This window comes from Paenibacillus terricola, assembly GCF_014779765.1.
GTDB classification, from domain to species: Bacteria; Bacillota; Bacilli; order Paenibacillales; family Paenibacillaceae; genus Paenibacillus_T; species Paenibacillus_T terricola.
In genome coordinates, this window is sequence record NZ_JACXZA010000008.1 from 212,368 (window position 1) to 233,607 (window position 21,240).

Genomic DNA, 21,240 nt, shown 5'->3' on the forward strand with positions numbered 1-21,240 from the left:
AATATGACGATAATTCAAAGGAGCGACCCTTAATGACACAACAACATGCGCCAATTAGTCCGAAGCTTCCTGTTCTTATGCATGGTGCCGATTATAATCCGGATCAATGGCTGCATAATCCAGCTGTGCTGGAGGAAGATATTCGCCTGATGAAGCTGGCAGGCTGCAATGTAATGGCGATTGGTATTTTCTCATGGGCGGCGCTTGAGCCAGAGGAAGGCCGATTTACGTTCGAATGGATGGATCAAGTGCTGGATCGTTTCGCAGCGAACGGAATTTATGCATGGCTCGCTACGCCGAGTGGCGCGCGTCCCGCTTGGATGTCAGAGAAGTATCCTGAAGTTCTACGTGTTGAAGGCAATCGTGTACGCAACCTTCATGGTATGCGTCACAACCATTGTTATACATCGCCGGTTTATCGTGAGAAGACGAGCATCCTGAACGGCAAATTAGCAGAACGTTATGGGAATCATCCAGCGGTTATCGGCTGGCATATTTCCAACGAATTCGGCGGCGACTGCCATTGTGATTACTGCCAAGAAGCATTCCGCGGCTGGCTGAAAGAGAAATATGGTTCGCTTGATGCATTGAACAGCGCATGGTGGACATCGTTCTGGGCCCACACGTATACGAGCTGGAGCCAAGTGGAATCGCCGGCACGTCACGGCGAGATGATGGTCCACGGACACAACCTGGACTGGCGTCGTTTCGTAACGGCGCAGACGGCAGACTTCTGCCGTCATGAGATCGATTCGGTGCGCAGCGCGAACCCGTCGCTGCCAGCGACGACGAATATGCATATGATCGAAGGTCTTGATTATCGCAAATTCTCCGAAATTCTTGATGTAATCTCGTGGGATGCGTACCCGACTTGGCACGAATATAAAGATGACAGTCAGCTCGCGGCATCGATTGCGTTCTACCATGACCTATATCGTTCCTTGAAGCGTAAGCCGTTCCTGCTCATGGAGAGCACGCCAAGCCTTACGAACTGGCAGCCTGTCAGCAAGCTGAAGCGTCCAGGGATGCACCAGCTTTCTTCGCTGCAAGCGGTAGCGCATGGCTCGGATTCGGTCCAATACTTCCAATGGCGTAAGAGCCGCGGTTCAAGCGAGAAATTCCATGGAGCGGTCGTCGACCATGTCGGACACGAGCATACTCGTGTGTTCCAAGACGTTGCACACCTGGGCGAGACGCTGAAGAACATTTCGGAGGTCGCTGGATCGGCAACGCCGTCCGAAACTGCGATTTTGTTCGATTGGGATAATCGGTGGGCTGTGAAGGATTCGCAAGGACCACGCAACATGGGCATCAAATACGAAGAGACCGTCTACGCGCATCATCGCGCGTTCTGGAAACAGGGGATTGCGACGGACGTTATCGGCTCGGAGGATTCATTCGACGGGTATAAGCTGATTATCGCTCCGATGCTCTATATGTGCCGCGAGGAAACGGGCCGCAAGCTGGAGCAGTTCGTCGAACAAGGCGGAACGCTTGTGACTACCTACTGGACTGGCGTTGTGGATGAGCATGATCTGTGCCATCTCGGGGGGTTCCCGGGGCCGCTTCGGAAGACGCTTGGCATATGGGCGGAGGAAATCGAAGGCTTGTACGATTATGATCGGAACGGCTTGGAGCTGTCGGCAGCCAATGTATTAGGCCTTAGCGGTACGTATGAAGCACACGAAATCTGCGAATTGATTCATACGGAAGGCGCTGAAGTGCTTGGCGTATATACAGATGACTTCTACGCAGGCCGGCCAGCGCTGACATTGAATCGCTTGGGACAAGGCCGCGCGTACTACATGGCTGCTCGACTGAAGGATGATTTCCTCAGCGACTTCTATACGTCGGTTGCTGCAGAAGCTGGTGTGAGCCGCGCATTGCAGACTGAACTGCCAAGTGGTGTATCCGCAGCTGTTCGTACGGATGGCACTACCGACTATCTGTTCCTGATGAACTTCAGCGGCGAGCATCAGCAAGTTGAGCTCGATGAGCGGAGCTACAGCGATATGGAATCGGGCGATTCCGTATCCGGTGCTGTAGAATTACCTGTAAACGGCGTGATACTCTTGAAACGGCAATCTGTTTAAAAAGAGACGAGGAACAAAACATTTGAGCGCAGCGAAGGCTACCGTTTCCACGGTAGCCTTTCGCTTTGTGGCTATAGCAATAATCTAGACATCTTGCCACGCTGTATATTTATTGCCATCTGGGTCGAAGAAATGAAATGCTTTTCCGCAATCGCCACTATCTTTAAGTTCGGAAACTTTCGCACCGCCGGCTCTCATCTGCTCATACAATTCTTCAATTTGTTCCACCTCGAAACAGACGGATTCCATTACATGTTCCTCGTTATTGTCGTCCCAATCATGCGTAACGAAATTCGATGACTGCTTTTCTTTGGTCTCCAAGAAGAATATCCCTTGACCAGATGCAAGTTTCACATTCCCTCCAGGCGATAACGTAATTAACCCATGTCTCATGAAAAATTGTTTAGTTACCGCTGCGTTCGTCACGGGAATATATACGCATTCAATCTTTTTCAAACGTGCTTGGTTATGCGGAAATTTGCTTTCTAGTTCATTTTTTAAGTCCAATTTATTCATGGAAAACCAGCCTCCATCTAAATAGGATGATAACGACTTTAGAATATAATAATTCGGTATTCAATTTGAAATTCCTTCCATTAACAAGTTGTTAGAATAATGAGTGCGGCTGTTACCGGAAAAAGGAAAACAGTATGTTGAAGCGAATTAAAATGATCATCAATTATTGGAAATGGAGTTGTTCTATTTTGATAAAATCATCTTATTTAGACATTATGACCTTAGATTTCGAGAGATCAATCAAGTGGTATCAAGATAATTTGGATTGCACCGTTTCGGTCAATAATGGGATAGATTTTGCGATGCTTGAATTCTCAGGTAATCCAATGTTTATTTATAAGTTGGAACAAATCAATAGAAATTACCTCCCTAATGGAGAGCCGTTTTACGATGCCGGGTTCATTGTAGATATAGATGATTTGGACAAGCTCCATCAGAAGCTCAAGAACAATGGGAATGAAGTAACCGATCTCGAGATAGAAGAAGAGGATGGAAAACCGTGGGCCTTTTATGTCAATGATCCTGACGGTAATCGAATATGTTTTTGGAGAGGGTAACTCGTCGTTCTAGATATCTTTCCTGTCCAAAATGAAAACAAGCGGCCTCTCACAGAGAAGCCGCTTGTTTCTATTCAATCGAATCCCACAACGAACGCGCATAATGCATCAGTGTTAACGACTGCTCCCAGCGATCGCTAAATTCTCGTTTCCGATTCGTCGCCTCGTCGAAGGTAATGGCGTAGGGCGGTGGGCCGAGCTCTGGAATGAATAGGAGCGAGCCGCCTTCAGGATGCGACTGCTGCCAGTTCCACATGCCTTCTTGCCACCATTGACCGTATCGTACCAACATCGGATGCGTTCCATCCGTTCCGATGTCGACTTGAATCTGCTCGCCGTTCGATAGACGAGCATGAATGCAGTCAGCGCGGGAGAGCAAGAGACGGAAGTGCGTTTCTGCCTGCTCGGGTACGTTCAGCATTTCGCCGGCGAGCACATAATGGGACAGATCCGCAGTCAATCGCAAGTTCGGGATACGCTCGACGTACTCGGCCGTTCGAATGAGATCCTGTGTAATCGTGCCACGATGCGTCTCGACATTGACTGGCAACCTATATTCATCAGCCAATCCAGCTATACCCGAGAGGAGCTCGATGGCGCGTTCTCCAGTCAGAAAAGGCGTCATGACTTGAACATTGACGGCTCTAATGCCGCCATATGCTGCCGCACGCTCAAGCGCTGATTTCATTTCCTCGATGGACTTCGGGTAAACATTAACGCTAAGCGCAAGTCCATATTGTTCTGACAACGAGCGCCATTGCTCTGCTGCTTCGCCGGGTTCGGGCGTGAAAGCATCGATACCTTGGAAACCTGATTCCGCAATGAGCTGAAACTTTTCTTCCATATTCAGCTCACGGCCGTCGAACAGTAGATTTGACATGCCCCACCAGGACATATGGATGTCAAGGGATGCGTTCTGTTTAGTGATAGGCTGGTGTCTCAATGCCGCAAGGACCTCCATCGGGATTACCCTCCAAGGTGAGTTTCTCGCCGTTGGCGCGATAGAGCGGATTATACCAATGGGAAATACGTGTCGCGCTCACATTCGCATAATGGGAAATGAATGCGCGGCGGAATCGATCTTTTGTTTTGTTACGATAAGAGCCGTGAATGAGATTGCCGTTGAAGAACAGAATATCGCCGGGCTCCATAACAGCTGCAATTGGTTTCTCTTCTTTCGGCGGCTTCACGTAATGAGTTGTGAACGATTCCTTGGAATCCGATTCTTCCGGACATACAATCTCGTACGTATTCGTCTTCGGCACGAGCAGCATGCAGCCGTTTTCTTCGTCGCAGCGGTCAACCGCGCCCCATGCCGCGATACAGTTGCCTGGCTCAACCTTAAGATAGAAGTTATCTTGATGAAGCGCCTGACCGCGCGAGCCTGGCGGCTTGTAATAGAACATGCTTTGCGCAGCGAGTGCTTCCTCGCCATACAGGTCTTCCAAGATGCGAATGACAGTCGGGTGAAGCATATATTTCATGCTCGTCTCGTCGAAACGGTGCGGGTGCATGACGCGTGGATATCGTCTTAGCGGATCTTGATTCGACTCGGATAGATCTGGTTCGAAGAAGCCTGGGATCATCTGGTCGCTTATCTCGTCAAATCTTGTTTGAATCTCTGCAACTTCTTCAGCATTCCAGACACCCCGAACGATGAGGTACCCTTCTTTCTCAAACTGTTCCATCTGCTCGTTCGTTAGAACAGAAAGCTGTTTCATTCCTGCTATCCCCTCTCGTAATTACTGCTGCTATGTCTCAAAGTCTACAGGAGAGAGTCGGTTCAGATGAAGTCGGATTTCTGCTCTTAACTAACGGAATTCTGCTATGATCCTCTTTTTCTACTCATGCGGAGACTATGGCTGTTAATCTGATTCATGATTATTAATCGGATTTAGCAGAACTAATCATATTTCTAGAATTAGGGGAGAGAATAATCCCGTTGATTACTGTAGTTTTAATGGGAGAGAGGTTTGTGGTACAATTCTTTGATACTGCTTATATATTCAATGTCTGAATGTATGAGTAAGGATAGGATGCGTTGTATGTTACATAGAGAGTCTGTTAGAATCATACAAAACATCAAGTGGAGGGAATATTGTTGAGCACAGATAAAACAATTGGCATTCCTTTGCCAGGGTTTGCTGATTTCAGCCGCAAAGTTGCTGCAGAAGGCACTGTTTTACTTCGTAATGAGGGACAAGTGTTACCGCTAACTCTTGGGGACACTGTATCAATATTTGGGCGAGTTCAAGTTAACTACTATCGCAGCGGCACTGGTTCAGGCGGCAGTGTAAACGTGCCATATACGACGAACCTGCTTGGCGGCTTGCGCGCTAAGTCGAACATTACGGTCAACGAATCGCTTGCATCGACTTATGAGAAGTGGATCGAGCAGAATCCGTTCGATAATGGCGGCGGCGGATGGGCAGCAGAACCATGGTTCCAGAAGGAAATGCCACTGACGGAAGAGCTTGTAGCGGATGCGAGAAGCAAATCCAATAAAGCAATTATCGTCATCGGCCGCACAGCGGGCGAGGACCAGGATAACGCGAACGAGCCGGGCAGCTATCAGCTGACCGAAGATGAGAAGACGATGCTGAAGCTCGTTACGGCACAATTCGAGAAGACGGTCGTCGTATTGAACGTTTCCAACATTATCGATATGAGCTGGGTGGACAATGCTGCATATGCTCATCCGATTACTGCGATCATCTATGCATGGCATGGCGGTATGGAAGGCGGCAACGCTATCGCAGACGTACTCGCTGGCGACGTAACGCCAAGCGGCAAATTGACAGATACGATCGCATATTCGATCGACGATTATCCATCGACTGCGAACTATGGCAGCGACACGCGCAACTTCTACCAAGAAGATATTTATGTCGGGTACCGTTACTTCGAAACATTCTGCCCAGAGAAAGTGCAGTATGCATTCGGTTACGGCCTGTCCTATACAACGTTCAATATTGAGCAGCAAAGTGCGAAAGTGGTTGGCGATCATATAGAAGTGAGCGCAGTAATCACGAACACAGGCAGCCAATATGCGGGTCAAGAAGTATTGCAAGTTTACTATGAAGCTCCACAAGGTAAGTTGGGTCAACCGGCTAAGCAGTTGGCGGCGTTTACGAAGACTGCATTGCTTCTACCGGGCGAGTCTGCGCAAGTATCGGTAACGTTTTCGATAAATTCGATGGCGACTTATGATGATGCTGGTGCTACGGGTCATCGCTCTGCCTATGTGCTTGAAGCGGGTGTCTACAACCTGTATGTCGGCAATAGCGTCAAAGATGTCGTTCAAGTAAGCGTAGACGGTCAAAGCGGCTATCAAGTGAATGAAGTAGTTGTCGTTGAGCAACTGGAAGAAGCGCTTGCGCCAACGGAGAACTTTACGCGCATGAAGCCAGGCGCACGCAAGTCGGACGGCACGTATGAGCTGACTTATGAAGCAGTGCCAACGGCAAAAGTGTCGCTCGCAGAGCGCATTGCAGAGCGTATGCCTGCAACAGTGGCGCATACGGGTGATCAAGGCTACAAGCTGCGTGACGTTCAAGAAGGCAAAGTAAGCTTGGAGACATTCGTAGCTCAGCTGTCGAACGAAGAACTTGCGGTTCTCGTTCGTGGCGAAGGTATGGTCAGCCCATTGGTAACGCCAGGTACAGCATCCGCATTCGGTGGTGTCAGCGAAGGTCTGCGCAGCTATGGTATTCCTGTGGCATGTACAGCTGACGGCCCATCCGGCATTCGGATGGACAGCGGTCATAAGGCGACGCAAGTCCCAATCGGTACACTGCTGGCTGCTACATGGAACTTGCCGCTGATCGAAGAGCTGTATGTTCTTGAGGGTAAAGAGTTGCTCAGCAATGACATCGACACGCTGCTCGGACCAGGCATGAACCTTCGCCGCAGTCCGCTGAACGGCCGGAACTTCGAGTACTTCTCGGAAGATCCGCTCGTGACGGGTCTGTTCGCGATCACGAATGTCGTTGGTATTCGCCGAGGCGGATCAAACGCAACGCTGAAGCACTTCGCATGTAACAGCCAGGAGAAGTACCGCACGCAAGTCGACGCGGCTGTATCCGAACGCGCATTGCGTGAGATATACCTCAAAGGCTTCGAGATGGCTGTTAAGAAAGGCGGCGCGCTGTCGATCATGACGTCCTACAATCCGGTCAACGGACACTGGGCAGCGTCGAACTATGATCTGAACACGACGATTCTGCGCGGTCAATGGGGCTACACAGGTATCGTCATGACGGACTGGTGGGCGAAGATGAATGACGTAGTTAGCGGCGGTCCTGCTGATGTACGTTTCACCAACCACATGGTTCGTGCGCAAAATGATCTGTACATGGTTGTCGACAACTATGGTGCAGAAGCGAATACGACGGAAGACAATACGATCGAATCGCTGGCGAATGGTACCTTGACGCGCGGCGAGCTGCAGCGCAGCGCGATTAACATTCTGAACTTCATCCGCCAAGCGCCAGTATTCTCGCGCAATCAGCAGATTAAGGCAGCTGAAGCTGTGAAGGTCAGCGCTTCTTCAGAGCTGCAAGGCGGCCACAGCATTGCAGAGGATGGACAAGTGAAACCAGTGAAAGATGGCGCAGTTGTTATAGCTGTTGCAGAAGCTGGCCAATACCGTCTGATCGGGCGCATGATGTCACCGGACGGCGGCTTGGCGCAAAGCGCATGCAACGTGCTGCTGAATGGTCAGGTCATTACGACTGCTCAGACTAACGGTACAGACGGCAAATGGTTCAAGCGCAACCTGGCGAAGGTTGAACTTGAAGCAGGTCAGTACGAGCTGACGCTTGATTTCATCAAGCCAGGCATCCAGTTCGATTACATCGAGTTCCAGCAAATTAAATAAAGCAGTCAGTACCTCTAGAAGGTGTCTGCATCACACTAAAAAGCGCGGCTCAGGCCGCGCTTTTTGTGCTATAAACCCCACTGCGCAGCCTGATTGGGCGAGCATCCTCGGGAGCTGGAACTCGTGTGATACTTCCTAGTTATTTGTAACAAGGTAATAATAAGAAATCAGCGTCAGCGTTGCCATGAGAACTCATGCGGCAATGCTGATTTTTTTATTGAAGAACATGAGAAGAAGAAGCAGTGTTGAGCAGAAGTTCTTGTTGAAACCGGAGGTCGAAAGTCTTCTAACCGAAACATGCATCTCGAATGAGGAATGTTAAAAATTGTGTTTATTCTGATTCAAAATCGTTAGATATATGATTTGTAAGGTTACGTGTCACTTTAGCGACATGATAGGATTGATCTGTAACAATTCGATCCGAAAGGAAGATAATAAATATGCGAAATAAGAATGTGACAGCGGTACCTACCGAGCATCTCAGGTCAGTTGATGCCGAATTTCAAGGTTCGATGCAAGAGGTTTCTTATGAGGTATACAACTATATCGATTTATCGCGACAACTTGTAACCAATCGGAATATCGATATCAGTGAAGCAGGAAGAGAAGCCATTGCAGGGGATGCCATATGGAAGAAATGCAACGTCTACTTACCTGCGGGCTATGACGCAAACGACACGGATGTCAAATACAATGTACTGTATTTACTGCACGGAGTCGGCGGAGATCAATTTGAGTGGTTAAGCAGCAATGGTAAGGTTGACGGCCGATTTATTATTTGCAATCTATTTGACAATCTTATTGCAAACGGAGATATCGATCCGCTGATCGTCGTATTTCCCAACGGTAGAAGCGCGCATGACTGGACGGACAGTTCCTTTAATTCCGAGGGTACCAATATGCTAGGATTTTATTACTTCGATTATGAGTTGAGATACGATTTGATTCCGTTTATAGAATCAAACTACAATACCTACGCGGATATAGCAGACACATCCTCCGAGGGAATCCTATTCAATCGCGCTCACAGAGCGATCGCCGGGCTTTCGATGGGGGGAATGCAGGCTCTGAATCTGATCCTCGGCGGGTATAGATATGATTCGACGCGATTCACTGGAACCGATAGCATCTGGGGCAATGGGCTGGATCAAACGGTGCTCACGTCAGGCATGATAGATTTGTTTGCTTATGTCGGAGCTTTTTCGAATGCTCCTACTTCAAGCGAAGGCAACGTTCTTGGAGCAACTCTCGCATCAAGCGATCATAAGCTTCGTTTGCTATATATGACCTGCGGAGAAGCCGATTTCGCGATTCGCAGCTATGCCAAATCGGTGGAAGGGCTGTTAGATCAAGCGGGAAATCATCTCGAACATTTTTATCAAATTCTGATTAAGGATGGTTCTCATGATTTCAATGTTTGGAATAATGGCGTATACAACTATAGTCGCTTGATATTTACAAATAGCGATGAGTCTTTAATGTCTGATGTTGTACTGAAGACGTTGTAAGGATGCGACAAGAAGCTGGTAAATTGCCAGCTTCTTTTTTTTTTTTTTTTTGGGGGATCTATAAGTATGACTAGTGATTTAGATTCGGAGCGGAAGAATAAATACGAGAATAGTAGGATGCTGGATAATGCTGGAACTGTTATACTGTGGAGATACGTTATTCTATTAAATGGTCTGTAGGAGGTTTGGCATCATGCATAATGTAAGCGGAAGCAAGATTGGGCGAACGAAGGCATGGAAAAGGCTGTTGATAATGCTGAGCGTGTTCTCGATCGGGTTATCCATTATAGGATGGGGCGGTCATCAGCGCGCCTATGCGGATTCTCCGCTCACGTCGACAGATTTCTATCGGGCCTATGAGGACATCGATGCGGTGGAGGCGGCGAAGAAAGGTGGCATGACGAAGGAAACGGCGGCGTTTCTTTCATCTGAAGAGCAGCCGATCGATGAGAAAGCGGCCGTCATCAATGCGATCTATGCGGGTGGAAGCGAGTGGAAGGACCGTCATTACGCTGACGATTATGCAAAACTCGTCTTCAGCAAGACACTCGATGCTTTGAACCCAGCGGAACTCGGCGGGGATGACCTGTTCGTGCTAGGTTATCTGAACGTCATGGATCATTATTTGCAGGTCGATAATGTCGCATGGCTTGTCAAAGCGAAGCAGGCATTGCCGTCCAGTCTAACCGTATCGCTAATTTACGCGGTTGCATTCTCGCAGATGGAATTCGACTGTTCGTGGGAATATGTCCGACAGACGTTGGAGGACTCGAACCTGCAGGCGGATCTCCGGCCAGAAGCGGTCGACTTCATTACCGATTACATGAAGCTGTATGAAGGCAGCCCTTGTTCAGCGGAACAGGCAGCCCTGCTAGCTAATAACATCGAGACAGAAGAGTTGCTCGCAAGCTCTGTCGTGCTCTTTATTGATCAGCCGACGGTATTGAATCATGGCGTACGCGCCTTTGCCCTCCCTGGTGAACCCAATGTATCGCCATATGCGACGAAAGGTACGACGCTGGTTCCGCTGCGATTCATAGCCGATGCTTTTGGCGCTAAGGTAGGCTATGACCCGAAGAAGCATACCGTTACGATTCAAACGGCGTCGGCCTCATTTACATTTGTGCCGAACGAACATCGCTACGTCTCCAATGGCAAGCAAATCGCAATGAATGGCGCGATGGAAGTGAAACAAGGTCGGGCATATGTGCCGCTTCGCGTCATCGCGGAAGCGCTCGGCAAGCATGTGTATTATAATCAAGGGCTCATTATTATTAGCGACAACAAGGCTATAGATCCAAGCAACAAGCATGACCAGGAACTGGCTAATGCCATACGGCAAAGGCTGCTGAAAGGCGAGCCGGTTGGTGGATAGATTTCGTGCAACGTACTCCGTAATCAATTAATATCCTTACTATATAATTGAACTACAGAAAAAGCGCGGCTCAGCCGCGCTTTTTCTGTTGGTTCCCAACTCTTTTCCCACACGAACAAAAGCTGTGCCCCACAGGGGCACGCGACTCCAAGCACGATGTAACATACACGCGTCTTAGTATCGCTATCACCCCTTTCCGGGGTCCAGGGGACGGGAGTCCCATGGGGCCCTCCCTTGCAGGGAGGGTTTGGGTGGGTAGAATCCTAAATATCTTTAGTTTTTTTTGTTTTTAGTATGTTCAAAGAAAAACAAAGATGATAAACTAGGTCTATCAAATACAAACAGACAAATTCGGAGGTAAACAAATGGTAAAAAGCTTATGGGTTGCCGAACAAGCTGCGCAATATACGAATGGCCTTGATCAACTGGTTTATCGCTCTAATCTTATCGGCGCTGACCGCCGCGTTTGCAATATTTTCGGCGGTAACACGTCCACGAAGACGATCGAGAAGGATTTTCGCGGTCGCGATGTAGAAGTGATGTATGTGAAGGGCAGCGGCTCCGATCTGGGCTCCATGAAAGCGGGCAATTTCACAGGTTTACGCATGGATGACATTCGTCCTCTCTTCGAGCGCGACGCAATGACAGACGAAGAGATGGTCGCTTACCTCGGCCACAGCATGGTCGATTCCAAACATCCGCGCGCTTCGATCGAAACGCTGCTGCATGCTTTCTTACCATTCAAACATGTTGACCATACGCATCCGGATGCAATTATCAGCCTCTGCTGCGCAAGCAACGGCAAAGAGTTGGCGAGAGAAATTTTCGGAGACCGCTTCGTATGGGTACCGTATATTCGTCCTGGCTTTACCTTGTCCAAAATGATTGCAGAAGGCGTTCTCGCGAACCCGAATGCTGAACTGGTACTGATGGAGAAACACGGACTTGTTACTTGGGGCGAAACGTCCGAAGCTAGCTACGCACAGACGATCCGCATTATTAATGAAGCAGAGGCATTCATTGAGGCCCGCGTTAACGAAGCGAAGCTGTTCGGCGGCGTGAAGCACGCTCCGCTCGCAGCAGACGTTCGCCGTCAGATCGCTTCGCAAGTCATGCCAACGATCCGCGGTGCGGTTTCCGACAGCAAGAAAATGATTTTGTCGTTCGACGATCAAGACGATGTACTCGCATTCGTCGGCGGACAAGACTCGCCGCAGCTGTCGCAAGTAGGCGCGGCTTGCCCAGACCACCTCGTGCACACGAAGGTTGTTCCGCTCTTCATCGACTGGACACCGAACGCAGATGACGTAGAAGGACTGAAAGCGAAGTTGAAGGAAGGCGTTGCAGCTTACAAAGAGCAATATGCGCAATACTTCGAGCGCAACAAACATGAAGGCGACGTTATGTTCGAAGCTGCACCACGTGTTATCCTTATTCCAGGCATCGGTATGGTGAACACGGGCAAGAGCTGGGCATTGTCGCAAGTAAGCGGCGCCCTGTACCACCGTGCAATCGCTGTAATGCGCGGCGCTACGGCACTTGGCCAATTCGTATCGCTCAACGAGAACGAATCGTACAACATCGAATACTGGCCGCTTGAGCTGTATAAGCTGTCGCTCGCTCCAGCAGAAGCGGAATTCTCCCGCAAAGTTGCGTTCATCACTGGTGGCGCAGGCGGCATCGGCAGCGAGACGGCACGTCGTCTCGTGTCGGAAGGCGCACACGTAGTCCTGGCTGACTTGAACCTGGAAGGCGCTCAGAAAGTTGCAGACGAAATCAATGCGAAGTACGGCGAGAACCGTGCGATTGCAATCAAGATGGATGTAACGAGCGAAGAAGCGATCCAAGCGGCTTATGCTGAAGTAGCTGTCGTATACGGTGGCGTTGACATCATCGTCAACAACGCAGGTCTTGCAACGTCGAGTCCGTTCGATGAGACGTCGCTGAAGGAATGGAACCTGAACATGAACGTGCTTGGCACGGGTTACTTCCTCGTTGCTCGCGAAGCGTTCAAGCTGATGAAACAACAAGGCATCGGCGGTAACATGGTATTCATCGGTTCGAAGAACTCGGTATATGCCGGCAAGAACGCTACGGCTTACAGCGCTGCTAAAGCACTGGAAGCACATCTTGCACGCTGCATCGCAGCAGAAGGCGGCGAGTTCGGTATCCGCGTCAACACGATTCTGCCTGACGCCATTCTCCAAGGTTCGGCGATCTGGAACGGTTCGTGGCGCAACGAGCGTGCCGCAGCATACGGCATCGAGCCAGACCAACTGGAAGAATACTACCGTAAGCGTACGACGCTGCTCGTGAACATTTATCCGAAAGATATCGCTGAAGGCATCGCATTCTTCGCATCGTCCAAGGCTGATAAAACGACGGGCTGCATGCTGACGATTGACGGCGGCGTACCAGCTGCGTTCACGCGCTAAACTTCAATACCATTAAAGCGGCACCGTTCCTCATCGCTTAGCGAAGGGGATCGGTGTCCGTTATTCACATACGAATCGAAAATGGAGGCTGGATCATTGATGGATGCTAACGTTAAACAAGCTTACGAAGCGGCGAAAGCGCTTTACGCACAACATGGCATTGATACAGGCGAGGTACTGAAGAAGCTGGCTGAAATCCGCGTATCGATGCACTGCTGGCAAGGCGATGATGTCAAAGGTTTCTTGAATCAAGATCAAGAACTGTCCGGCGGCATCTCCGTAACGGGTAACTATCCAGGTGCTGCACGTACGCCAGAAGAGCTGCGCGCCGACCTCGACAAAGCGTTCTCGCTCATTCCAGGCAAGCACAAAGTCAACCTTCATGCGATCTATGCAGACACGGATGAGAAGGTGGAGCTGGATCAACTGGAGCCCAAGCATTTTGAACGCTGGGTAACATGGGCGAAGGAGCAGGGCCTGGGCCTTGACTTCAACCCAACATGCTTCTCGCATGAGAAATCGTCCGACGGTTTCACGCTGAGCCATCCAGATCCGGAGATTCGCCAATTCTGGATCGATCATTGCAAAGCATCCCGTAAGATCGGCGCTTACTTCGGTGAGCAGCTTGGACAGACTTGCGTGACGAACGTATGGGTACCAGACGGTTTCAAGGACAATCCGGTTGACCGGATGAGCCCGCGCCGCCGTTTGAAAGAATCGCTTGACGAAGTGTTCGCAGAGCCAATCGATCCGAAGCATAACCTCGACGCGGTTGAGAGCAAGCTGTTCGGCCTTGGTTCGGAAGCGTATGTCGTTGGTTCGCATGAGTTCTATATGGGCTATGGTTTGCAAAATGACAAACTGATCTGTCTCGATGCAGGTCACTTCCATCCGACGGAGACGATCTCGAACAAGCTGTCTTCGCTGGCGCTGTTCACAAGCGGCATCCTGCTCCACGTAAGCCGTCCGATGCGCTGGGACAGCGACCACGTCGTCATTATGGACGACGAGCTGCTGGAGATCGGCCGTGAGCTCGTTCGCCACGATCTGCTCGGCACGACGCATATCGGTCTCGACTTCTTCGACGCGAGCATTAACCGTGTTGCTGCATGGGTAGTCGGCACGCGCAACACGATTAAGGCACTGCTCCGCGCTATGCTTGAGCCAGTAGAAGCACTCAAGAAAGCAGAGCTGGAAGGTGACTACACGGTTCGCCTCGCGCTGACGGAAGAGTTCAAATCGTATCCGTTTGGTGCGATCTGGGATTACTACTGCGCATCGAATAATGTTCCAGTGCGCGAGCAATGGATCAAGGAAGTCAAAGACTACGAGCAGAACGTCCTGCTGAAGCGCGGCTAATCTCATGTCAGGAGGGCAACCCTGTGTCGAACATACTTGCATTTGATCTTGGAGCAAGCAGCGGCAGAGCGATTCTCGGCAAGCTGACGGACGGTAAGATCGAGATCGAAGAGCTGCACCGGTTCCCGAATGATCCAGTACAGGTAGGGGATCGTCTTCATTGGGACATTCTTCGCCTGTACCATGAGATTAAGCAGGGACTGCTCAAGGCCAAGCACAAAGGAATCGACCTTGCCAGCATCGGCATCGATTCATGGGCCGTTGACTTTGGCCTGCTTGCCAGCGACGGAAGTCTGCTAGGCAATCCGTATCATTACCGCGACTCCTTGTACGATGGTGTGATGGAGCGCGTACAGGAAGAACTGGGCTCCGGCTTCATTTTCTCACGTACGGGTATTCAGTTTCTCCCATTCAATACGATCTATCAGCTAAGCGCGCATCGCGAGAATGGGACGGTTGCAATGCAATCGGCGGAACAATTCCTAATGATTCCGGATCTGCTCCGATACTTCCTGACAGGCGAGAAGTATAACGAGTTCTCGAACGCATCGACGACGCAACTGTATAATCCGCTGAAGCAGCGGTGGGATGAAGAACTGCTCGAGAAGCTGGAGCTGCCGCAATCGTGGTTCGGACAAGTACTGCAGCCGGGATCGCCAGCAGGGCAGCTGCAGCCATCGGTCCAGCAAGAGCTCGGACTTGGCGCAGTACCGGTATACGCGGTAGCTGAGCATGATACGGCATCGGCTGTTGTTGCGGTTCCAGCGATTGAACGTTCCTTCGCTTACTTAAGCTGTGGGACATGGTCGCTGCTCGGAACGGAGATCGATCGTCCGATTATTACCGAAGAAGCGCAGCAGCTGAATTTCACGAATGAAGGCGGGTATGGCAATACGTATCGTCTGCTGAAGAACATTATGGGGCTGTGGATCATCAATGAATGTCGCAGAGAATGGGAACGTGCTGGTCAGACGTACACATTCCCTGAACTTGTCGCGATGGCGGAACAGTCGCCGGCATTCACCACATTCATCGATCCGGACGATGCGGCGTTCCTTGCGCCAGGCGACATGCCATCACGTGTGCGCGACTATTGCAAACGTACGAATCAGCCAGTTCCGCACAATCCAGGCGAGATCATTCGATGTGTACTTGAGAGCTTGGCATTTAAGTATCGTTATGTGTTGGAGTTGACGGAACGATTATCCGGTCAATCCTTCAACGGACTGCACATGGTGGGCGGCGGCATTCATAATGTATTGCTATGCCAGTGGACGTCTAATGCCATCGGCAAGCCGGTATGGGCAGGTCCTGCCGAAGGCAGTGCAATCGGCAACTTGGCTGTTCAGTGGATTGCACAAGGTGAATTCAAGGACATCTGGGAAGCACGCCGCGCCATTCGCGAATCGTTCCCAATCACCATTTACGAGCCGGAACAGGGCAGTCAGTGGGAAGAAGGCTATGGTCTATTCCTAAGTATCACGGGCCTAGCGTAGTCTGATTCATCGATCATGCGATTGTAATCTATAATCCTATAAACTACCAGTCTAACGGACTGCAAGAACGCTATTCGTTCCATCCAACCTTCTAAAGAAGCTAATGGACTCAGGAGACACTATTCTGGTCAAGAAGCACTAGAAGAAGGGAATGTGGATTTTAATAGCGCCACTGCAGTCCGTTGGTGTGTTTGGTGACCTTCTTTGTGCCGAATAACGTGTCTGTAATGCGTTAGATATCCCTTCAATTTGTGGTAGATTATAGAAGAGGGGGAGAGGTAATGCGTGGAATACATATGATATTAGTCTGTGTTCTTCTTTCGTCGGTGCTGTGGAGGTGTTCATCAAGAGAGTCGAGATCGATTCCGGATGGCATAAAACAAATAATGAGCGATTCAAGTATCCAATACGACGAAATCATGCATATCGAAGTTTATCACGACGGATTTCTTGCTTTTTACCGCAATGATTCCGGTCTAAATGCAGGATTCATAAGGAATGCGTCGGATGGCTTGAAATGGATAATTGGCACAGGCGGCGCCGAGTTGGACTCTGAGATAGGGCTCTCTTGGACAGCTTCTAATCTAGTCGAAGTACCGATCTACTTCATATTTGGGGTGATCTCCGATCCTGATATTGCTCAAGTAAAGACAAACAAGCCTGACGCGACCTTAGAGAAAACTGCCAAAATAGTCACCACCAATGATGGAACGAGAATATGGTTCGTTCTTTTCGAGAACCCAGTCAATGCTCCGCTGGACGTGATTGGTTTGTCAAAGGACGGAAAGATATTGAATGAACAATAATTAGGCGTTAAGTATGATAGAACGGTATCGTTATCAGCAAACGATCGTTTCTTACGGAGCAGAAGCCCACCAACAACTGATGGTGGGTTTTGCTTAGCTTGCGGTAGATTCACCTTATGATGAAAAGAAGGATTTTTTCCACCATTTTGGCGAATACTATATACGTATGGGCTGCACCGATTAATTGCCCGATTTGTACTTATTAGTTAAAAGGCCGTAACTTTTATATGAGATTTCCCGTACTAGTGTTAGAGGAGTTGCAGCATGCGAAGAGGGGGAGCGATAAACGATGAAAGCGTCCGACATTATGAATCGCCACGTCTATAAGGTGAAGGAAGGGGACACCGTCCGCGCCGTTATTGAGAAATTCATCGATCATCGTATTAGCGGTCTTCCGATTGTGAATGATAGAAATGAAATTGTGGGTTATATTAGCGACGGCGACATCATGCGGTATATCGGCAAGAAGAATGATCGCGTTGTCGGCAATTTTTACTATTCGATGGTCATAAGCGATCCCGAATGTTTGGAAGAGCGGGTCAATCACATTCTTGATCTGAACGCGCTCGTAATTGCGAAGCGCAAAGTCGTTGTCGCGTCATGGGACGAGGATATCGAGCAGATTGCGGCTACTCTTGGCAAGAAGCAAATCAAGAAACTGCCGATCGTACGCAGCGGCGTACTAGTCGGGATAATTAGTCGGGGCGACGTCATTCGACACGTGTTCCGCTCCGTTACGAACTGAATAACTGCAGGCTATGCTTGCATTAAATGAGACCGTTCCCCTGGTGCTAACGCCCTGGGAACGGTTTTTTGGGACGAACTGAGATGGAGCAGCAGTGGCTGGAGAGAACCTGGGTCAATATCGAGCGTAAAATGTCCGCGCAATGCAGCCGGGTAGGCGATCGCATTCCGTATGTGCCGGAAGGCGGACGTTACCGCGAAGATATGGGTGAGTCGGACATTTTCTGGTGGACGAACGGTTTCTGGCCGGGCATCTTGTGGCAAATGTATCAAGCGACGGGTGAACCGAACTATAGAGCGGCGGCGGAAGGTGTGGAACGCAGACTGGATGCGGCGTTTGACGGCCTACATCTTTGAGCTCGGACGGCTGATCGATGTTCGGGTATTCCATAATCCGAAATATAACCCGTATCCAGGCAACCGGATCGAGAATATCCGATTTGAAGAAATAACGTTCAATGGCCAATGTGACAACCCATCCATCATTGACGGATACGACGAGACGCGTACTGTAGATGGGGTTCATATTCATAACTTGAAGATCAACGGGAAGTTGATTGAGCATGCGGGGGGAAGGCAACTTCCAATGCAATGAGTTTCAGCGTAATGTAAGATTCAGCATTGATTAATACAGTGTTTGTTCACAATAAAGAGCCGCGGGTAATTCCGCGGCTCTTGCTGTTGTGGCGCGTGATAGTAACCTCGGTTATACCCCTGAATAAGAGAGGAACCCGCCGTCAACCGGCACGACGATTCCTGTGACGAAGCCGGACAACGTTTCGTCAGCGAGCCAGAGCAGCGCGCCGAGCAGATCTTCAGGCTTGCCGAAGCGGCGCATCGGCGTATGGCTAATGATTTTGTGCGAACGTGCAGTCAGCGAACCGTCTTCATTCGTGAGCAGCGCACGATTTTGCTCCGTCAGGAAGAAGCCTGGAGCGATTGCATTCACACGAATGCCCGCATCCGCCAGATGGACAGCAAGCCATTGGTTGAAGTTCTCGATGGCTGCTTTCGCTGCGCTGTATGCTGGCACCTTCGTCATTGGCGATGGAGCGCTCATGGACGATACGTTAATGATCGATACGCCTTCGCGGCCAAGCATTTGCTTCGCAAATGCCTGCGTTGGAATAAGGGTGCCAACAAAGTTCAAATCGAGCACGTTGCGGAAGCCTGTCACGCTCAGATCGAAGAACGATGTTACATTCGAATTCGTCATATCATCGAGCGAGAACGTCTCGTTCGTCGTATTTGCGCTTGGATGGTTGCCGCCGGCGCCATTGATCAGAATGTCGCAAGGTCCGAGCTGTTCGAGTACCGTATTCGCGGCCTGTTGTACGCTGTCGGCGTTAGTGACGTCACATGAAACGGCAATTGCCGTACCGCCAGCGCTTCGGATTTCCGCTACAACCTCTTCGCCTTTCTCAAGCGTGCGGTTCAAGATCGCAACGCGCGCACCTTGACGAGCAAGCTCCTTCGCCATGACGCGGCACAATACGCCTGCGCCGCCGGTTACAACGACAACTTTGCCTGCAATAGCAGGGAAAGCATGAATCGCGTTCGTCATTATGCGTTCACCGTTCCTTCCTTGGCAGCTGCCGCGAGAACCGTTCTGCGATGGCTGTCCCATACGCCCCACAGATACATGATGCCGAGCGCACGGTCATATAGGCCGTAGCCTGGACGGCACTCTTCACCCCATAGATGACGTCCGTGGTCAGGACGTGCGAACCCCTCGAAGCCTTCTTCGGCATACGCTTGAACGATGCCTGCGATATCGACTGTACCGTCCTGCGTACGGTGCGATGTCTCGATGAAATCGCCATTCTCATATACTCGTACGTTGCGGATGTGCGTGAACGGAATGCGATCAATGAACTCATGCACCATGCTGACGATATCGTTAGCTGGGTTCGCACCAAGCGAGCCGCTGCACAGCGTGACACCGTTGTACGGGCTATCGTGCAGGCTCAAGAAACGGCGAATGTTCGCTTGGCTTGTGATGATGCGCGGCAGACCGAAGATCGGCCATGGCGGATCGTCCGGATGAATGGCCATTCGGATGCCATACTCAGCGGCTACCGGTATGATTTCATCAAGGAAGTATTTGCAGTTCGCCCACAGATCCTCTTCGGATACGCCTTTGTACGCCTCGAACAGCTTCGTCAGATGGGCGAGACGCTCTGGCTCCCAACCTGGCATTGTTAGTGACGAATTCTCATTGATCTGCTTAACAAGCTCCATTGGATCAATGTTTTCAATACGGCTCTTCTCATAGAACAGCGCCGTCGAACCGTCCTCAAGCTCCTTGTGAAGATCCGTACGGAGCCAGTCGAATACCGGCATGAAGTTGTAACAGATCACTTCAACGCCGACTTGCGACAGCTTCGCAATCGTCCGTTTGTAGTTCTCTATGTAGCGGTCACGGGACGGCAGCCCAAGCTTAATGTCTTCGTGAATGTTAACGCTCTCAACAACCTTCAGGTGAAGACCAGCGCGGTCAGCCTGTTCCTTCACTGTCATAATCTTATCCATTGGCCACTCATCGCCTGCAGGCACATCATGCAATGACCATACGATTCCTTCTACGCCGGGGATTTGACGGATTTGATCCAAGGATACCGTGTCGTTGCCTTCACCGAACCAACGAAATACCATCTTCATAACGAACATCGCCTCCGTACATCATGAATGATTAGAATTAATGATTACTGTTTGAAATAGTTAGGGTACTTCGATTTCAGCAGTGTCTGATCCGCAACTGACAACAGCATGTGCTCGGTCATCAGCTTAACGGCTGCTGCCTCATCGTGGTTACGAATCGCGTTGACAATGCCTTGATGCTGATTGAATAGGTGATCCCATTCGTGATCAGCTGCCAGTCGCAGCATTCGGCTCCGATTCAGGTGCGTAATAATGCCGCCAAGTGCGGCCCAGGTGTTGCTCTTGCGACAACCTTCGAAGATTGTTCGATGGAATGATTCGTCCAGCTCGAACATGAGATGGAAGTCATGAACATCAATGCTTGCCCGCTGTTTACTGAGATTGTTGTCCAGTGCCGCCAACTGCTCGGCAGGGAACTCAGCACAGGCAAGGCGGACAACTGCGACTTCGAGCTGCTCCCGCATAAATCGCGCTTCCTCAACCAGCTCTGGATCGATCAGCGATACGAAGGTGCCGCGCTGCGGATATACCTCAAGCAGCCCTTCCTGCGCGAGCCGAACGAAGCTCTCCCGAACCGGGGTACGGCTAACGCCCATCTTCAACGAGATTTCTTTCTCCGAGATTGCGGTTCCTGGTGGAAGCTCCAGCTGAAGGATCAAAGATCGTAGAGCCGCATACACCGCATCACGTGTAGAGACAGGTTGAATCGGTTTGATTGTGAAATCCAATGGCTCACCTCGTTCGTCGTTTTGTTATCCATTGCCATACTACCATACTTGTATGGTAGTTGAATAGATGTTCTCTGTGTATA

18 protein-coding genes are annotated in these 21,240 nt (G+C 50.2%); 12 read left to right on the plus strand and 6 right to left on the minus strand.

Annotated features, from left to right (window positions below):
- The first annotated feature begins 32 nt into the window (after nucleotides 1–32).
- Nucleotides 33–2,093, plus strand: coding sequence for a beta-galactosidase (locus tag H8B09_RS26620; RefSeq protein WP_191206629.1), 2,061 nt, complete (start codon nucleotides 33–35; stop codon nucleotides 2,091–2,093).
- An 84-nt stretch (nucleotides 2,094–2,177) separates the two neighbouring features.
- On the opposite strand, the gene H8B09_RS26625 is transcribed toward H8B09_RS26620, so the two are convergent.
- On the minus strand, nucleotides 2,178–2,609 hold the full coding sequence (locus H8B09_RS26625) for a VOC family protein (RefSeq protein WP_191206630.1): 432 nt from the start codon (nucleotides 2,607–2,609) through the stop codon (nucleotides 2,178–2,180).
- A gap of 134 nt (nucleotides 2,610–2,743) precedes the next feature.
- On the opposite strand from H8B09_RS26625, the gene H8B09_RS26630 reads away from it, so the two are divergent.
- Nucleotides 2,744–3,166: a VOC family protein gene (locus H8B09_RS26630; RefSeq protein WP_224754036.1), complete on the plus strand. Its 423-nt coding sequence runs from the start codon at nucleotides 2,744–2,746 to the stop codon at nucleotides 3,164–3,166.
- A gap of 70 nt (nucleotides 3,167–3,236) precedes the next feature.
- On the opposite strand, the gene H8B09_RS26635 is transcribed toward H8B09_RS26630, so the two are convergent.
- Nucleotides 3,237–4,046, minus strand: coding sequence for a sugar phosphate isomerase/epimerase family protein (locus tag H8B09_RS26635; RefSeq protein ID WP_224754037.1), 810 nt, complete (start codon nucleotides 4,044–4,046; stop codon nucleotides 3,237–3,239).
- Between the two features lie 40 nt (nucleotides 4,047–4,086).
- Nucleotides 4,087–4,887 (minus strand): phytanoyl-CoA dioxygenase family protein, encoded by an 801-nt coding sequence (locus tag H8B09_RS26640; RefSeq protein WP_191206633.1) that lies wholly within the window; start codon nucleotides 4,885–4,887, stop codon nucleotides 4,087–4,089.
- Nucleotides 4,888–5,267: 380 nt separating this feature from the next.
- Here H8B09_RS26640 and H8B09_RS26645 point away from each other — a divergent pair, with 380 nt between their 5' ends.
- The 10 genes from H8B09_RS26645 to H8B09_RS26690 all read left to right on the plus strand — a co-directional run bounded on the left by H8B09_RS26645 (nucleotide 5,268) and on the right by H8B09_RS26690 (nucleotide 18,363).
- Complete coding sequence (locus H8B09_RS26645) at nucleotides 5,268–8,045, plus strand: glycoside hydrolase family 3 C-terminal domain-containing protein (protein WP_191206634.1); 2,778 nt, start codon at nucleotides 5,268–5,270, stop codon at nucleotides 8,043–8,045.
- Nucleotides 8,046–8,485: 440 nt separating this feature from the next.
- Complete coding sequence (locus H8B09_RS26650; RefSeq protein ID WP_191206635.1) at nucleotides 8,486–9,553, plus strand: alpha/beta hydrolase; 1,068 nt, start codon at nucleotides 8,486–8,488, stop codon at nucleotides 9,551–9,553.
- 193 nt (nucleotides 9,554–9,746) lie between these two features.
- Complete coding sequence (locus H8B09_RS26655) at nucleotides 9,747–10,928, plus strand: stalk domain-containing protein (RefSeq protein ID WP_191206636.1); 1,182 nt, start codon at nucleotides 9,747–9,749, stop codon at nucleotides 10,926–10,928.
- A 365-nt stretch (nucleotides 10,929–11,293) separates the two neighbouring features.
- Complete coding sequence (locus H8B09_RS26660; RefSeq protein ID WP_191206637.1) at nucleotides 11,294–13,363, plus strand: bifunctional aldolase/short-chain dehydrogenase; 2,070 nt, start codon at nucleotides 11,294–11,296, stop codon at nucleotides 13,361–13,363.
- A 99-nt stretch (nucleotides 13,364–13,462) separates the two neighbouring features.
- Complete coding sequence (gene rhaA, locus H8B09_RS26665) at nucleotides 13,463–14,722, plus strand: L-rhamnose isomerase (RefSeq protein WP_191206638.1); 1,260 nt, start codon at nucleotides 13,463–13,465, stop codon at nucleotides 14,720–14,722.
- A gap of 23 nt (nucleotides 14,723–14,745) precedes the next feature.
- Nucleotides 14,746–16,218 (plus strand): rhamnulokinase, encoded by a 1,473-nt coding sequence (locus H8B09_RS26670; protein WP_318152782.1) that lies wholly within the window; start codon nucleotides 14,746–14,748, stop codon nucleotides 16,216–16,218.
- 281 nt (nucleotides 16,219–16,499) lie between these two features.
- Complete coding sequence (locus tag H8B09_RS26675) at nucleotides 16,500–17,024, plus strand: hypothetical protein (protein WP_224754038.1); 525 nt, start codon at nucleotides 16,500–16,502, stop codon at nucleotides 17,022–17,024.
- Nucleotides 17,025–17,313: 289 nt separating this feature from the next.
- Nucleotides 17,314–17,769, plus strand: a complete 456-nt coding sequence (locus H8B09_RS26680; RefSeq protein WP_191206641.1) for a CBS domain-containing protein — start codon at nucleotides 17,314–17,316, stop codon at nucleotides 17,767–17,769.
- A 68-nt stretch (nucleotides 17,770–17,837) separates the two neighbouring features.
- On the plus strand, nucleotides 17,838–18,125 hold the full coding sequence (locus H8B09_RS26685) for a hypothetical protein (protein ID WP_224754039.1): 288 nt from the start codon (nucleotides 17,838–17,840) through the stop codon (nucleotides 18,123–18,125).
- Nucleotides 18,106–18,363 (plus strand): hypothetical protein, encoded by a 258-nt coding sequence (locus H8B09_RS26690; protein WP_224754040.1) that lies wholly within the window; start codon nucleotides 18,106–18,108, stop codon nucleotides 18,361–18,363. The genes H8B09_RS26685 and H8B09_RS26690 overlap by 20 nt, the downstream gene beginning before the upstream one ends.
- A 111-nt stretch (nucleotides 18,364–18,474) precedes the next feature.
- Here H8B09_RS26690 and H8B09_RS26695 read toward each other — a convergent pair whose 3' ends face one another.
- Genes H8B09_RS26695 through H8B09_RS26705 form a run of 3 tightly spaced genes read right to left on the minus strand, consistent with a single transcriptional unit; the run spans nucleotide 18,475 to nucleotide 21,157 of the window.
- Nucleotides 18,475–19,332, minus strand: a complete 858-nt coding sequence (locus H8B09_RS26695) for an SDR family oxidoreductase (RefSeq protein WP_191206643.1) — start codon at nucleotides 19,330–19,332, stop codon at nucleotides 18,475–18,477.
- Entirely contained in the window at nucleotides 19,332–20,429 is a 1,098-nt protein-coding gene (gene uxuA / locus H8B09_RS26700; protein ID WP_191206644.1) for a mannonate dehydratase, read from the minus strand. Before uxuA ends, H8B09_RS26695 begins: the two co-directional genes overlap by 1 nt.
- Nucleotides 20,430–20,473: 44 nt before the next feature.
- Nucleotides 20,474–21,157: a GntR family transcriptional regulator gene (locus tag H8B09_RS26705; protein ID WP_191206645.1), complete on the minus strand. Its 684-nt coding sequence runs from the start codon at nucleotides 21,155–21,157 to the stop codon at nucleotides 20,474–20,476.
- Between the last annotated feature and the right edge of the window lie 83 nt (nucleotides 21,158–21,240).

Coding starts and splice junctions, on each gene's coding strand:
- H8B09_RS26620 (WP_191206629.1), top strand. CDS start 33: ATGACACAACAACATGCGCCAATTAGTCCGAAGCTTCCTGTTCTTATG.
- H8B09_RS26625 (WP_191206630.1), bottom strand. CDS start 2,609: ATGAATAAATTGGACTTAAAAAATGAACTAGAAAGCAAATTTCCGCAT.
- H8B09_RS26630 (WP_224754036.1), top strand. CDS start 2,744: ATGTTGAAGCGAATTAAAATGATCATCAATTATTGGAAATGGAGTTGT.
- H8B09_RS26635 (WP_224754037.1), bottom strand. CDS start 4,046: ATGTCAAATCTACTGTTCGACGGCCGTGAGCTGAATATGGAAGAAAAG.
- H8B09_RS26640 (WP_191206633.1), bottom strand. CDS start 4,887: ATGAAACAGCTTTCTGTTCTAACGAACGAGCAGATGGAACAGTTTGAG.
- H8B09_RS26650 (WP_191206635.1), top strand. CDS start 8,486: ATGCGAAATAAGAATGTGACAGCGGTACCTACCGAGCATCTCAGGTCA.
- H8B09_RS26655 (WP_191206636.1), top strand. CDS start 9,747: ATGCATAATGTAAGCGGAAGCAAGATTGGGCGAACGAAGGCATGGAAA.
- H8B09_RS26660 (WP_191206637.1), top strand. CDS start 11,294: ATGGTAAAAAGCTTATGGGTTGCCGAACAAGCTGCGCAATATACGAAT.
- rhaA (WP_191206638.1), top strand. CDS start 13,463: ATGGATGCTAACGTTAAACAAGCTTACGAAGCGGCGAAAGCGCTTTAC.
- H8B09_RS26675 (WP_224754038.1), top strand. CDS start 16,500: ATGCGTGGAATACATATGATATTAGTCTGTGTTCTTCTTTCGTCGGTG.
- H8B09_RS26680 (WP_191206641.1), top strand. CDS start 17,314: ATGAAAGCGTCCGACATTATGAATCGCCACGTCTATAAGGTGAAGGAA.
- H8B09_RS26695 (WP_191206643.1), bottom strand. CDS start 19,332: ATGACGAACGCGATTCATGCTTTCCCTGCTATTGCAGGCAAAGTTGTC.
- uxuA (WP_191206644.1), bottom strand. CDS start 20,429: ATGAAGATGGTATTTCGTTGGTTCGGTGAAGGCAACGACACGGTATCC.